Here is a 13,627-nt window from a genome sequence, read left to right as displayed (position 1 = left end):
CCAACCCCCGCCCCCGCGCGACGCGCGCAGCGCGTCCGCGCCTCCGCCGCCCGCGCCTCCGCCGCCCGCGCCTCCGCCGCCCGCGCCTCCGCCGCCCGCGCCTCCGCCGCCCGCGCCTCCGCCGCCCGCGCGAGCGCTCCCGCGCTCCCGCGCTCCCGCGCTCCCGCGCTCCCGCGCTCCCGCGCTCCCGCGCTCCCGCGCTCCCGCGCTCCCGCGCTCCCGCCCGCGCGCGGCCCCCAGGGCCGCGCGCTCCCGGCAAAGCCACCCGTTCCGGCGCGGTGTACTGGCCCTTCGGGCCTGCCCCTTCCATGCTGGGGTTCATGCGACGGCGGATCACGGCGGCGGTGGCCGCCAGCACGGTGTTGGCGGCCGGCGCGGGCCTGGCCACGATGGCGGCCGGCCGGTGGGCCGGCCGCACCGGACTCGGCGCGGCCGGGGCCGGCCGGCCCGTCGGCTTCGCCGGCGTCCGGTTCGCCGTGCACGACAGCACCGCCGAGACCGTCACCCTCACCCGTTCCCCCCTCTCCCTGCGCCCCGGCACCTACCGGCTCACCGGCCGGCACGGCTCCGCCGTGGTCGGGCCGCCGTTGGACGTTCCCGCCTCGCCCGACGCCGTGGTGCGGCAGCTGCTCGGCGCCACCGAGCCGCCGTTCGCGACCGGCGCCTCCGTCGGGCTCACGCCGCAGCTGCACACCGGCACGCCCCGCTCGGCGCTCGGCATCGAGCACACCGACGTCGAACTCCCGCACGGCTCCGTGACCCTGCCCGCCTGGTACGTGCCCGGCGCCCGCGAGACCTGGGTGATCGCGCTGCACGGTCTTGGCGCGACCCGGGAGGGCCCGTTGAACGTGCTGCCCTTCCTGCACCAGCACCAGTTTCCCGTGCTGCTGCCCAGCTTCCGGGGCGACCCCGGCGCCCCCCGCCGCGCCGAGCGCGCCTACCGGCTGGGCGCGGGGGAGTGGCGCGACGCCGAGGCGGCGCTCCGCTTCGCCGTGCGCTCCGGCGCACGCCGGGTGGTGCTCTACGGCTGGTCCGCCGGCGCGACGATGGCGCTGCACGCCGCCACGCACTCCCCGTTGCGCCGCCAGGTCGCCGGCCTGATCCTCGACTCCCCGGTGCTCGCCCCCACCGCCACGCTCCGCGCGCTCGCGGTGCGGCGCGGCCTGCCGCCGCCGCTGCGCCCGCTGGCCGTGGCCGCCGCCCGGCGCGGCGCGCTCCCCGACGGGCCGCCGCCGATGCCGCCCACCGGCGAACGGAACGCGCCCCCGCCGGTGTTGCTGGTGCACGGCCCGGACGACAGCGTGGCCCCGTTCGCCGCCTCCCGGGAGTTCGCCGGCCGGCACCGGGAGAACGTCGTGCTGCACACCGTCGCCCAGGCCGAGCACGCCGCGATGTGGAACGCCGACCCCGGCGGCTACCAGGAGGCGCTCCGCCGCTTCCTCACGCCCCTGATGTGAGCCCCGGGCGCGCGCCGGCTCACCAGCCCCGCGCAAGCGCCCCCGCGCCCGCACCCGCGCCCCGCGCCCCCGCACCCCCGCGCCCCGCCCAGGCGGCGGAAGCGCCCCTCCCGCGTCCCTCATCTACCCCTTTGTACGGGGGGTTTGGGCTTTGACGGCCCGAACGGCGAAACTGCTCGGGTGACGTCCCGAACTCCGCGTGAGCCCCGGTTGCGCCTTGTCCCGCAGAACTCCCCGCAACGAGCGCCGGTTCAGCGCCGCACCGCCGAGCGCAGACGCACCCCCCGGCCCCCCAAGGGGGTGCTGCCCCCCGACCGCCTCGCCCGGCAGGCGCGGGCGCTGCTGGCGGACGCGGTGCGCGTCGCGCACTGGGCCCGCGCGGCCGGCGTCTCGCCCGAGCAGGACCTCGCCCGCGCCGCCGCCGAACTCGCCATGTCCACGGCCGAGTTGCGGGAGAACTGGAGCCGCGCCCGGCTGGCCGGGCTGCTGGAGATCGACGGCGAGGGCGGCGCGGTGCGCGCCGGCTGGCGGCTCCGCGCCTGGGACCGCGACGACACGGCGGCGCTGCGCGGCTGGGTCGCGCTGTTCGACGCCTGGTGCCTGGCCCGCCCCGCGCCGCCCGACGCCGACCCGTCCCTGGTCACCGACGTGGTGGCCGCCATGCCCCAACTGCTGTCCGTGATGCGGCTCTCCGAGGGCCCGGTCACGGCCGCCGGGCTGATCGACCTGATGCGCCGCCGGGTCGCCGAGCTGCGCGCCGAACGCCCCGACGGCTCCGGGCCCGAGGCGCCGGTCTCCGCCGACGCCCCGATCCCCGAGGAGGACCGGGCGGTCACCGCCGAACGCGTCCGGCTGCTCGGCTGGGCCCTGGACGCGCTCTCCTCGGTCGGCGCCCTCACCCTCCACGCGCGCGGCGACCGCCCGGCCAGGGCGCGACTGACCGACCTCGGCAGCTGGGCGATGTGGACCAAGCTGGAGCAGATCTGCGTGGCCGCGCAGAGCCCGGCCGGCAACATCGAACAGTCCGCCGTCGCGATGCTGCGCGGCTGCGCCACCCTGACGCCGGGACCGGCCCGTGCCGAGTACCGCGCCTGGCTCGCGGTGCGGCCCACGGCCCCGGCCGTCGACGAGCTGCTCGCCGCCGCACGCGGCGAGGACGCCCTGATCCGGGGGCTGGCGTTCCAGGCGCTGCGGGTGGTCGGCGCCCCCGCGTCCGAGGCGGTGCGCGCCGTCGTCGACGACCCGGTGCTGCGGCCCTACGCGCTGCTGTGGCTGGCCGACCACGAGGGCGGCGACCCGCGCGACCGCGCCGAGTCCTCGCTCGGCGTGCTCACCAGGTCGGAGGCCACCTGGCTGTGGGTGGACACCGCGTCCGCTGCCCAGGAGCACGGCGCGGAACGGCTGTTGCTGGACCACCTCGACACCGCACCGCAGCTGACCGTCGCCGAACTGGTGGACGAGATTCGCACCTGTGGCCATCCGCGCACCGTGCAGGTGCTGTTGGCGCTGGCCGCCGTCCACCCCGACCAGACCGTCGCCAAGCGGGTCCGCAGGGCGGCGTTCCAGGTCCACAGCGGGGGCGCCTGAGGCGGGCTCACGGGGGCGAAAACGCGTTGAACCGCGCGGCTAGAATGGCCCGCATGGACATTCTGTTCCTCGTGCATTAGCGGACGTCAAGCGCTGATCCGACCCCTGCCCACACGTTCCGCACCTGGAGTCTGTCCATGATCACCGCAACCGGCATCGAGTTGCGCGCCGGCGCCCGAGTCCTGATCGAGAGCGCCTCGTTCCGCATCGCCCAGGGCGACCGCATCGGCCTCGTCGGCCGCAACGGCGCCGGCAAGACCACCCTCACCAAGTGCCTGGCCGGCGACGGCACCCCGGCCGGCGGCACCATCACCCGCTCCGGCGAGGTCGGCTACCTCCCGCAGGACCCCCGCACCGGCGACCTCGACGTGCTCGCCAGGGACCGCATCCTCTCCGCCCGCGGGCTGGACAGCGTGCTACGCGGGATGCGGGAGAACGAACAGCGGATGGCGGGCGGCCAGGGCGCCACCCGCGACAAGGCGATGCGCCGCTACGAGCGCCTGGAGACCGAGTTCCTCACCAAGGGCGGCTACGCCGCCGAGGCCGAGGCCGCCACCATCGCCGCCAGCCTCGGCCTGCCCGACCGGGTGCTCGGCCAGCCGCTGCACACCCTCTCCGGCGGCCAGCGGCGCCGCGTCGAACTGGCCCGCATCCTCTTCTCCGACGCCGATGTCCTGCTCCTCGACGAGCCGACCAACCACCTCGACGCCGACTCCATCACCTGGCTGCGGGACTTCCTGCGCACCTACCGGGGCGGTCTCGTGGTGATCTCCCACGACATCGACCTCGTGGAGACCGTCGTCAACAAGGTCTTCTACCTCGACGCCAACCGCGCCGCCATCGACGTCTACAACATGGGCTGGAAGCAGTACCAGGTCCAGCGCGAGGCGGACGAGAAGCGCCGCAGGCGCGAACGGGCCAACGCGGAGAAGAAGGCCGCCGCGCTCAACGCCCAGGCCGACAAGATGCGCGCCAAGGCCACCAAGGCCGTCGCCGCGCAGAACATGGCCCGCCGAGCCGAGCGCCTGCTCGCCGGCCTGGAGGAGGAGCGCCGCGCCGACAAGGTCGCCAAGCTCCGCTTCCCCGACCCGGCCCCCTGTGGGAAGACCCCGCTGGCCGCCGATGGCCTGTCCAAGTCCTATGGCTCGCTGGAGATCTTCACCGATGTCTCGCTCGCCATCGACAAGGGCTCCCGGGTCGTGATCCTGGGCCTCAACGGCGCCGGCAAGACCACCCTGCTGCGGCTCCTCGCCGGCATCGAGAAGCCTGACACCGGCGCCGTCACCCCGGGCCACGGCCTCAAGCTCGGCTACTACGCCCAGGAGCACGAGACCCTCGACCCGGACCGCACCGTCCTGGAGAACATGCGCAGCGCCGCCCCCGACCTGGACCTGGTGCAGGTGCGCAGGACGTTGGGCTCGTTCCTGTTCTCCGGCGACGACGTGGAGAAGCCGGCCCGGGTGCTCTCGGGCGGCGAGAAGACCCGGCTGGCGCTGGCCACGCTCGTGGTCTCCTCCGCCAACGTGCTGCTGCTGGACGAGCCGACGAACAACCTCGACCCGGCCAGCCGCGAGGAGATCCTCGGCGCGCTGCGCGAGTTCACCGGCGCCGTCGTCCTGGTCACCCACGACGAGGGCGCGGTCGACGCGCTCCAGCCGGAGCGGATCATCCTGCTGCCCGACGGCGTCGAGGACCTGTGGAGCGCCGACTACGCGGACCTGGTCGCCCTCGCCTGAGCCGCTTGCGGAACGGCCGGGCGAACGGTCGGTCCGCCGTTTGTGATCACTCGCGGTGGACCAATCGACGCAGCGTTGATCATTCATCTGAGTGAGTGCGGTCGTAGCCGGGCGTGTCGACACGCCCGGCGCGCCGCCCCCGGCCCGCGCCGCGCGCCCCGCCGGCGCTATCCGCGTTCACCTGCCCCTTCGTCCCCGGCCCCGCGTCGGGGGCGTGGCGCGGGGCGCCCGGCTGGCGGTGCGCTTGTCGTACGTACCGCGACGAATGGGTGGCCAGAAGTCCGGTTAGGGGTGATCATGAGAGTCCAGAGCGCACTTCGCATGAGGAGGCACGAGTGGCCGAGACTCTGAAGAAGGGCAGCCGGGTGACCGGCACCGCGCGCGAGAAGCTCGCGGCAGACCTGAAGCGGAAGTACGAGTCGGGTGCCAGCATCCGCGCGTTGGCCGAGGAGACCGGCAGGTCGTACGGCTTCGTGCACCGGATGCTCAGCGAGGCGGACGTCACCCTGCGTGGTCGCGGCGGCGCCACCCGGGGCAAGAAGGCCGCCTCGGCCTGAGGCTTTCCCCGACCCGAAGCCCCAACCCGAACCAGACCGCCCCGGCCGACCGGGCGTGGGCGCCGATCGTTACGCTGCCAGGCGGAACTACTGCCCAGTAACGAGCGGAGGCCCGATGAGCCTGCTCGACCAGGACGGTGTGCGTGTCACCGTCCACGACGCCGTGGCGACCGTCACGCTGACCAACGCCGCGCGACGCAACGCGCAGACCCCCGCCCTGTGGCACGCCCTCGCCGAGACCGGACGACGGCTGACCGGGGACATCCGGGTCGTCGTGCTGCGCGCCGATGGCGTCTCCTTCTCGGCCGGCCTCGACCGCAGGGCCCTCACCCCCGAGGGCATCGACGGCCAGCTCTCCCTCTTCGACCTGGCGCGCGCGCCGGAGTCCGAACGCGACGCGACCATCGCCTCCTACCAGGAGGCGTTCACCTGGTGGCGCCGCCCCGACCTGATCTCGGTGGCGGCGGTCCAGGGCCACGCCATCGGCGCCGGCTTCCAGCTCGCCCTCGCCTGTGACCTGCGGGTCTGCGCCGAGGACGCGCAGTTCGCCATGCGCGAGACCAGCCTGGGGCTGGTCCCCGACCTTGGCGGCACCCACCCGCTGGTCGGGCTCGTCGGCTACGGGCGCGCGCTGGAGATTTGCGCCACCGGGCGCGCGGTGCACGCGGCCGAGGCCGAACGCATCGGGCTGGCCAACCTGGTGGTCCCCGCCGACCAGTTGGCCGCCGCCACCGACGACCTGGTCGCCGCCCTGCTGGCGGCGCCGCGCGGCGCGCTGATCGAGACCAAGGCGCTGCTGCGCGCGGCCACCCACCAGGACTACGACACCCAGCGTGCCGCCGAGCGCGCCGCCCAGGGCCGGCGGCTGGCCGAACTGGCCGAACTGGCCGACCTGGACTGAGCCCCGGCCGACCGGGGTCGGCGTCAGTCGGTCACGCCGGTGACCAGCAGCGTCACCAGGATCGGGCCCCTGGCCGTCGATCCTGCGGTGGCCGCCGTCGCGGTGGCCACCCTGGCCACCTCAGCCACCAGCTCCGGCAGCGGCCGCCCGCCGCCGGCCGCCAGCTGGAGCCGGACCAGCCGGGACGGCGGCTCGTGGCGGTCCTCCACCCGGACCGCGCCCAGCCAGCCGTCGAGCACGGCGGACAGCCCCGCGACCCCGGGCACGGCCGTCACCGCCTCGGCCACCTCCTCGGCGCCCGGGCCGCCGGAGCCCAACGCGTCCGGCGGGGACGGCGGTTCGCGCGGCGGCTCGGCCGGCTCCGGCGGTTCGGCCAGCAGCTCCGTCACCTCCAGATCGACGAGGGACACCGGCAGGCCGAGGCGTTCCGTGGCCACCCCGGCCAGCGTGGCGCGCACCCGTTCCGCCAGGCCGGTCAGCGGCAGCGAGGGGAATGCCGCGATCTCGGCCGCCACCCGCAGCGGCCCCGGCGGCAGCGCGCCCGGCGGCTCGGGCGGCGCGTCGGCCGGCCGGTGCCCCGCCGGCTCGCCGGCCAGCCCGAGCCGCAGCGTGTCGAGCCGCACGCCGGGCACCGCCACGCCCACCGCGTTCACCAGCGCCGCACGTGCCGCACGCTCCGTCAGCCAGGCGCCCCGGCTGCCGTCCTCGCCCAGCGGCAGCAGCCTGCCCAGGCCCAGCTGCCGCCGCATCGCCGTCAACAGGCCGTCGTCGCCCATCCGTTGCCGCCCATCCGTTGCCGCCCGCCGTTTCGCACCCTGCCCGATCATCGGTCGTGGGGAGCCGTAAGCGAACCGCACTCAATCGGCCAGGGCTGGGTACAGCATGTCGTAGGAGTCGGCCGCAGCCGCCCGGAGCGTGCCACCCGTTCGGGGGGCCGCGCGGGGGACGGACGGTCGGCCGCGCTTAGTGTGGCGTCAAGACGGCGGCCTCAGCCGCCGTCGGGAAAGGGGCGATGGCACAGTGACCGACACCACCACGGAGAACGGGACCGAGCAGGGGACCGAACCATCCGGCAAGGCACTCGGCACGCGCCGGGGCACCGGCGACCCCGCCACCAGGGGCCGCACCACGATCGCCGACGGTGTGGTCGCCAAGATCGCCGGCATGGCGACCCGCGACGTCGTCGGCGTCCACGCCATGGGCAGCGGACTCGCCCGCACCTTCGGCGCCGTCAGGGACCGCGTCCCCGGCGGCAGCCGCTCCGTGACCCGGGGCGTCAAGGCGGAGGTCGGCGAGGTGCAGACCGCGCTCGACCTCGAAATCGTCGTCGAGTACGGGGTCTCCATCGCCGAAGTCTCCCGTACCGTACGGGAGAACGTCATCGCGGCCGTCGAGCGGATGACGGGCCTTGAGGTCGTCGAGGTCAACATCAACGTCGTGGACGTGAAGTTGCCCGACGACGAGGAGGACGACGACGAACGGCCGCCGCTTCAGTAGGCGCGGTCATCCGGGGGGCCGTGACGACTGAGTGAGGAGTGCGAGATGAGCATGGCGGTGATCGGCATGATCGCCGGGATGGCGCTGGGCTTCGCCGGATACTTCGGCGGGTTCGCGGCCTTCCTGCTGGTGGCGGCGCTGGGCGCGATCGGCTTCGTGGTCGGCCGGTTCGTGGACGGCGACCTGGAGCCCGGCGACTTCTTCCGGGTCAGGGAACGCGGCGGCGACCGGCGGCGATGACGGTGGAACAGCGGGTACCCGCGGCGCAGCGCGGCACGACCCGGATCGCCGACCGGGTGGTGGCCAAGCTAGCCCGCCAGGCGGCGCGCGAGGCGCTGCGCGCGCCGCGCGACGACCCGCCCGCGCCGCACGGCCGGCCGGGCGGGCCGCAGGCCACGGCCGTGGTGCGCCGGCCACCCGGTGCCGACGGCACCGGCGGGCTGGCCAGCGTCCGGGTCTCCGTCGAGCTGGCCTACCCCTCGGACATCGGCGCCCAGTGCGGCGCGGTGCGCCACCATGTCACGCGGCGCGTGGGCGAGTTGGCGGGAATGGAACTCCAGGAGGTGGCGGTCGCGGTCGAGCGGCTGCGCTCCTCGGAACTGGACGGCGCCGCGTCGGGCAAGGTCCTGTGACCGCCCGGCACGCGGGCCGTCGGTCCGGAGGCGAACGGAGGGTGGCGGCGGTGCACGAGGACGAGCCGGCGAGACCGGCCGGGGAGACGGGGCCGAGCGGCGACACCGTGCGGCTGACCAAGCCGAGCGGCGAGGCCGCGCCAGGCGATGCCGCCGGCGAGGAGGCCGCCTCCGGCGACGAGACCGGGGCCATGCGGCAGTCCGCGTCGACCGCCCGCTGGGAGCCGGGCCAGGCGGACGAGGGGCCGGCGCCGCGCTTCTGGTCGGTGCGCCGGGTGCCGGCCGGGCTGGTCGCGGCCGCCCTGCTGGGCGGCTCCGGGCTGCTGCTCTACGACATCGTCTCCGTCCGCGCCGACCGGCCGGCCGCCGCCTGGCGGCGGGAACTGGCCGACGCGCTGGCCAGCCGCCCGCTGGACGACGGCTGGGTGGTGGCCGGCGCGGCGCTCGCGATGGCTCTCGGCGTCTGCCTGGTGGTGCTGGCCACCACGCCGGGCCTGCGCCGGCTGCTGCCGATGCGCCAGGACAGCGAACTGATGCGCGCCGGCATCGAACGGGCCGCCGCCGCCGTGGTGTTGCGCGACCGGGCCCTGGAGGTCTCCGGCGTGCGCAGCGTGCGGGTGGCCGTCGGCCGGCGCCGGATCAGGGTCGCGGCCGACGCGCACTTCCGCGAGCTGGACGTGGTGCGGACCGACCTGGAGGCCGTGCTCGGCGACGGCATCGACGAACTGGGCCTGGCCCGCCGCCCCGCCCTCGCCGTCCACGTCCGCCGCCCGGCGAAACGGTGACCGGCGAAACGGTGAGGGGAGCCCGACGATGAGGACCGGTCGAGAGATGCTACGGATCGTCAACCGCGTGCTGCTGGCCCTGACCGGCGTCGCGCTCTTCCTGCTCGGCCTCGCCGTGCTGGTCGGCACCCTCGACCTGCCCGCCCGCTGGGGGTTCTCAACCCCGTCCTGGTGGACCTGGGACACGCCCGACGACGTGCTGCTCAGCGACGCCGACCGGGTGCGGCACCGCGACGACGGCTGGTGGTGGCCCGTGGTCATCGGCTCGCTGTCCCTGCTGGCGCTGCTGAGCCTGTGGTGGCTGCTCGCCCAACTCCGCCGCCGGCGGCTCGCCGAGGTGCTGGTGGACAGCGGCGACGGGGTGGGCGCGCTGCTGCGCGGCCGCGCCATGGAGGACGTGGTGGCCGCCGAGACGGAGGCGCTGCCCGGCGTCGACCGGGCCAGGATCACCCTGGTCGGGCGGCGCGAGCAGCCCAGGGCGCAGGTGGGGCTGCTGCTGGCGCCGCAGGCCCACCCGGACGAGGTGGTGCGCCGGCTGCGCACCGAGGCCATCGAACACGCGCGGGTCTCCGCAGGGCTTGACGCCCTCCCCGCCGAGGCCCGCCTCCGCGCGGCCCGCCACGGGCCGGAACGCGTCAGCTAGACGCTGCGCGCTGGCGCTTCGGGGAGCCGGCGCCCGGCGGCGCCGGCGGTTCGCCGGCGGTGCCGGTGCGCTTGTGCCTGCGGCGGTGGTGCGGTGTTGCCTTCGGTGCGTTGGTGGTGGCCGGGCCGATGGTGCCTGGTGGGCGCGGCCGGTTGCTGCGCTTGGCGCTCGCTGCGGTGCGCGGGCACCTGCGGTGCGTTGGTGCTGGTTGCTGTGGAACGTTGATGCCGGCAGTGCGCTGGCTGCGTCTTCGGCGCTTGGCTGGCCGCGCGGCCGCTGTCGTGCGGTGGTGTTCGCGGCGCGTTGGCGCTGGTGCCGGCTGTGGCTGGCGGCCTGCTGCGTCTGCCCGATGCGGTGCGCTTGTGCCTGCGGCGCGTTGGTGGTGGCTGGGCCGATGGTGCCTGGTGGGGCTGGCCGGTTGCTGCGCTTGGCGCTCGCTGCGGTACGTTGTTGTCCCTGGCTGCTGCGGAACGTTGATACCGAAGGTGTGCTGGTTGTGCTTGGCCGTTGTTGCTCGTCATCGCGGGGTGCTGCCGGCTGCGCCTCGGTGTGACTGTCGTGCCTCGGGCGTTGTTGCCGGTCAGGTGTCGGCGATCAGGGTCAGTGCCTCGTTGAGGTTGTGTTCGGCGATGCCGGCCATGACCGCGCGGTCCGGGAAGTTCCCGTCGAGCAGCCGGAGCGGACCCGCCGTCAACGAGAGGCGCTGCGCGAGCAGATAGAGCGCGAGCCGGTCCTCGTCGAGGTCGGCCGCCCTCAGCGGCTCGTAGGCGTCGTGCAGGCGGACCCGCAGAAAGACGTGCTCCCACTCGACGTCGAAGTACATCACGCCCTCAAGATCGACCAGCACGGGGTTCCCTTCGGCGTCCACCCGCACGTGGTCGGGGCCCAACTCGCCGTGCACGACGGCGTACTCGGCGCGTGGACGAACCGCCCGGGCCAGTTCCGTCAGTCGAGCCGCCAGCCGGTCCTCGGCCGCCGCGATCCGATGACCGCGCGCGCCGCGCGCGGGTCACGCGCCAGCAACTGCTCCAGGTCCTCACCCGGCACGTCCTCGACGACGGCGAGACCGGCGTCCCGGTCGAGAAACCTGATCGCCGGAACCCGCACGCCCAGTCCGTCCAGCCGGGCGTGCGCCGCCTCGAACAGGTCGAGCCCGAGCGCGGGCGAGAACGGGTCGGCGCGGTCGTCGTCCCCCTCGGCCGCCGGCCAGTAGTTCTCGGCCGCGTCCCAGAGGTAGCCGATCGCGGTCGTCGCGTCGTCCGTCACCAGGCGGTAGACGCCCTTCTTCGTGCCGCCCGTCACCCGTTCGACCTCGGCGAGCCGCCGCCGCCCACCGAGCGCACGTTCCCAACGCGCCCAAGTGCCGTTCCCGGGTGCCGCGTTCACCAGCGTCTCTCCCCGCAGAGGTCGTTGACCCGGTGGGTCCGGGCGGTGGTCCCGGCGACCCTACGGCAGCGATGTCGGGGGTCGGGAGGGGTCCCCGGCGGGGTCCTTAGCCTCGGGTGGCCCAGCTTGCATAAGGAGGGCGGCTTCGTGTCCCGTCGTGTCGTGTTACCGGTGCTTGTCGTCGCCCTCGCGCTCGCCGCCTGTTCCGGTTCCGGTGCCGATTCCGGTTCCGGTTCCAGCGGGGAGGCGGAACAGACGGCGGAGGAGACGGGAGCCGAGGACGAACTGGTCGGGTGGATGGGCGAGTTCTGCGCGGCCCACGACTCGTTCCTGCGCTCCCTCGGTGACGTTCCCTCGCTGCTGGAGGAGGCCCCAGAGCCACCGGGGGAGGAGGACAGGGCCCGTCTGGTGGAGGCGCTGACCGTGCGCCTCCAGGTGTTGGACGGGGGACACGAGGCGGCGCTTGGGCTGCCGACCCCGCCCACGGCGGCGAGGGACCTGGCGGAGGCGTACCGCGCCACGCTGGAGGAGGCGCGGGAGGTGACGACGGAACGGCGGGAGCACGCGGTCCTCTTTCCCGTACCGGAGCTGGAGTCCGTGTACATGCTCAGCCGCCTGGACGAGGCGACCTGGACCCCGTTCGACGAGAGGCTGAGCGACTACGTGGAGTTGACACACCCTGACCTCACGGAGCCCTACGAGGCCGCGCCAACGTGCCGCCAGTAGCGGTGACCGGGGATGGGGGCGGTAGCGCCGCCCGCGCAGGGCGGGCGACTTGCCGAACCCGTTGGCGGTGACCGGCCCGCACCCTGCCGGGCGGGCCTGCGGCGGCCACACCTGAACGACCCGCCGTGACACCGCACTTCGGCCGCCGGCGGTGCCGCTCTCGACGTTCCGGATCTGCGCGGCATCGACGGCCCGGCGCTCCCTCCCCTCCGCGGCGCCGGCCGCACGGGCGCCTGCGGCGCCAGCCGGTTGGCGCTCCCCGGCCTCGGCCGTCTCCGCTTCCGCGCCCTCCGCTTCCGTGCCGTCCGGGCGCTGGCGCGGCCCCGCGTGCTCGGCGGCACCGATCGCACGGGCGCCTGCGGCGCCAGCTGCCCCGGGCCTGCGCGGGCCCTGCGGCGCCGGCCGCGTTCGCGACGGTCTACGCGCCGGCGGCGCTGCTCTCGACGTCCCGCTCCTGCACGGCGCCAGCGGTCTCCGCTTCCGCGCCCTCCGGGCACTCGCGCGGGCCCGCGTGCTCGGCGGCACCGACCGCACGGGCGCCTGCGGCGCCAGCTGCCCCGGGCCTGCGCGGGCCCTGCGGCGCCGGCCGCGTTCGCGACGGTCTACGCGCCGGCGGCGCTGCTCTCGACGTCCCGCTCCTGCACGGCGCCGGCCGCCTCCGCTTCCGTGCCGTCCGGGTGCTGGCGCGCGCCCACACGCTCGGCGGCGCCAGCCGCCCCCGCGCCTGCGGCGCCAGCCGCTTGGCGCTCCCCGGACCCGGCAGTGCCAGCCGCCTCCGCTTCCGCGCCCTCCGGGCGCTCGCGCCCGCCCACACGCTCGGCGGCGCCGGCCGCCCCCGCGCCTGCGGCGCCAGCCGCCCCCGCGCCTGCGGCGGCAGCCGCTTGGCGCTCCCCGGACCCGGCGGCAGCCGCCTGGCGCTTCCCGGGCCCTGCGGCGGCAGCCGCTCCCGCGGCAGCCGCCGCCCTGCGGTCGTTCACGTCGCGGCGCAGCAGCAGGAACCAGCCGACCGGGACGCCGGCGGCGAAGAGCCACCACTGGATCGCGTAGGCGAAGTGCGCGCCGATGCCGGTGTGGTCCGGTTCGGGGACCGGCTCCAGGGCCGGGTCCGCCGGGTCGGGCGGGCTGGTCTCGGTCAGTTCCAGATAGCCGCCGAGCATCGGCTGGCCGAGGTCGTCCTCGCGTTGGTCGCTGTTGATCAGCATCGTCATGCCGTCGGGCAGGCCCGAACGGTCCCGGACGCCGGTGTTCGCCGTCGTCTCGTCCGCCATCAGCCGGCCGGTCACCGTGACCTCGCCGGTCGGCGGGGCCGGCACCTCGGGGGCCTCGGTCAGGTCCTGGCCCGCCGCGACCCAGCCCCGGTTGACCAGCACGGCCGGGCCGCCGTCCGCCGGCAGCAGCGGGGTCAGCACGTGGTAGCCCATCGCGCCGTCGCCGTTGGTGCGTTGGCGCACCAGCATCTGCTGCTCGACGTCGTAGACGCCCGTCGCGGTCACCGGCCGGTAGCGGTCGCCCGGGTCGGGGCCGCCGTCGGCCGTGGTCAGCTCGGCCATGGGCACCGGCTCGGCGTCCAGGCTGGCCGAGATCAGGTTGTTCCGTGCCACCCGCTGCTCGTGGCGGTCCAGCTGCCAGAACCCGAGCCACACCATGGTCGGGATCAGCAGCAGCGCGAGCAGGGTGAGGATCACCCACTGCCGGGACAGCAGAAAGCGGTACACGACTG

13 protein-coding genes and 1 pseudogene are annotated in these 13,627 nt (G+C 75.5%); 11 read left to right on the top strand and 3 right to left on the bottom strand.

Annotated elements, in window-relative coordinates; all coding sequences use genetic code 11:
* Positions 1-320 precede the first annotated feature (320 nt).
* The 5 genes from FH609_RS29990 to FH609_RS29970 all read left to right on the top strand — a co-directional run bounded on the left by FH609_RS29990 (position 321) and on the right by FH609_RS29970 (position 6,238).
* A complete protein-coding gene (locus tag FH609_RS29990; protein WP_139675604.1) occupies positions 321-1,457 on the top strand; it encodes an alpha/beta hydrolase in 1,137 nt (378 codons plus the stop codon).
* Positions 1,458-1,637: 180 nt separating this feature from the next.
* Positions 1,638-3,044, top strand: a complete 1,407-nt coding sequence (locus tag FH609_RS29985) for a hypothetical protein (protein WP_139675602.1) — start codon at positions 1,638-1,640, stop codon at positions 3,042-3,044.
* 137 nt (positions 3,045-3,181) lie between these two features.
* Positions 3,182-4,780 (top strand): ABC-F family ATP-binding cassette domain-containing protein, encoded by a 1,599-nt coding sequence (locus FH609_RS29980; protein WP_139675600.1) that lies wholly within the window; start codon positions 3,182-3,184, stop codon positions 4,778-4,780.
* A 335-nt stretch (positions 4,781-5,115) separates the two neighbouring features.
* Entirely contained in the window at positions 5,116-5,337 is a 222-nt protein-coding gene (locus FH609_RS29975) for a helix-turn-helix domain-containing protein (RefSeq protein WP_193318133.1), read from the top strand.
* 115 nt (positions 5,338-5,452) lie between these two features.
* Positions 5,453-6,238, top strand: a complete 786-nt coding sequence (locus FH609_RS29970; protein WP_139675598.1) for an enoyl-CoA hydratase/isomerase family protein — start codon at positions 5,453-5,455, stop codon at positions 6,236-6,238.
* A gap of 23 nt (positions 6,239-6,261) precedes the next feature.
* Here FH609_RS29970 and FH609_RS29965 read toward each other — a convergent pair whose 3' ends face one another.
* The gene (locus FH609_RS29965; RefSeq protein WP_139675596.1) at positions 6,262-7,014 is read right to left on the bottom strand and encodes a nucleopolyhedrovirus P10 family protein; all 753 of its coding nucleotides are present in this window, start codon (positions 7,012-7,014) and stop codon (positions 6,262-6,264) included.
* 244 nt (positions 7,015-7,258) lie between these two features.
* Between FH609_RS29965 and FH609_RS29960 the strand changes: the two genes are divergently transcribed.
* From FH609_RS29960 to amaP, 5 genes are all read left to right on the top strand, one after another.
* Positions 7,259-7,735 (top strand): Asp23/Gls24 family envelope stress response protein, encoded by a 477-nt coding sequence (locus FH609_RS29960; protein ID WP_139675595.1) that lies wholly within the window; start codon positions 7,259-7,261, stop codon positions 7,733-7,735.
* Positions 7,736-7,780: 45 nt separating this feature from the next.
* Complete coding sequence (locus FH609_RS29955; RefSeq protein ID WP_122400087.1) at positions 7,781-7,975, top strand: hypothetical protein; 195 nt, start codon at positions 7,781-7,783, stop codon at positions 7,973-7,975.
* On the top strand, positions 7,972-8,367 hold the full coding sequence (locus FH609_RS29950) for an Asp23/Gls24 family envelope stress response protein (protein ID WP_139675593.1): 396 nt from the start codon (positions 7,972-7,974) through the stop codon (positions 8,365-8,367). The genes FH609_RS29955 and FH609_RS29950 overlap by 4 nt, the downstream gene beginning before the upstream one ends.
* Positions 8,368-8,558: 191 nt before the next feature.
* Entirely contained in the window at positions 8,559-9,152 is a 594-nt protein-coding gene (locus tag FH609_RS29945; protein WP_226962054.1) for a DUF6286 domain-containing protein, read from the top strand.
* A gap of 46 nt (positions 9,153-9,198) precedes the next feature.
* On the top strand, positions 9,199-9,795 hold the full coding sequence (amaP, locus tag FH609_RS29940; RefSeq protein ID WP_139675609.1) for an alkaline shock response membrane anchor protein AmaP: 597 nt from the start codon (positions 9,199-9,201) through the stop codon (positions 9,793-9,795).
* Between the two features lie 580 nt (positions 9,796-10,375).
* Here the strand turns inward: amaP and FH609_RS29935 are convergent.
* Positions 10,376-11,097, bottom strand: a pseudogene (locus tag FH609_RS29935) (aminoglycoside phosphotransferase family protein).
* 231 nt (positions 11,098-11,328) lie between these two features.
* On the opposite strand from FH609_RS29935, the gene FH609_RS29930 reads away from it, so the two are divergent.
* Positions 11,329-11,907, top strand: a complete 579-nt coding sequence (locus tag FH609_RS29930; RefSeq protein WP_139675591.1) for a hypothetical protein — start codon at positions 11,329-11,331, stop codon at positions 11,905-11,907.
* 602 nt (positions 11,908-12,509) lie between these two features.
* Here FH609_RS29930 and FH609_RS29925 read toward each other — a convergent pair.
* Positions 12,510-13,622 carry an SURF1 family protein gene (locus FH609_RS29925; protein WP_139675589.1) on the bottom strand — a complete coding sequence of 371 codons (1,113 nt, stop codon included), beginning with the start codon at positions 13,620-13,622 and terminating at the stop codon, positions 12,510-12,512.
* Positions 13,623-13,627: the final 5 nt, after the last annotated feature.

It is taken from the genome of Streptomyces sp. 3MP-14, assembly GCF_006334905.2.
GTDB lineage: Bacteria > Actinomycetota > Actinomycetes > Streptomycetales > Streptomycetaceae > Streptomyces > Streptomyces triticirhizae.
This window is presented reverse-complemented; position numbering and strand designations above follow the sequence as displayed.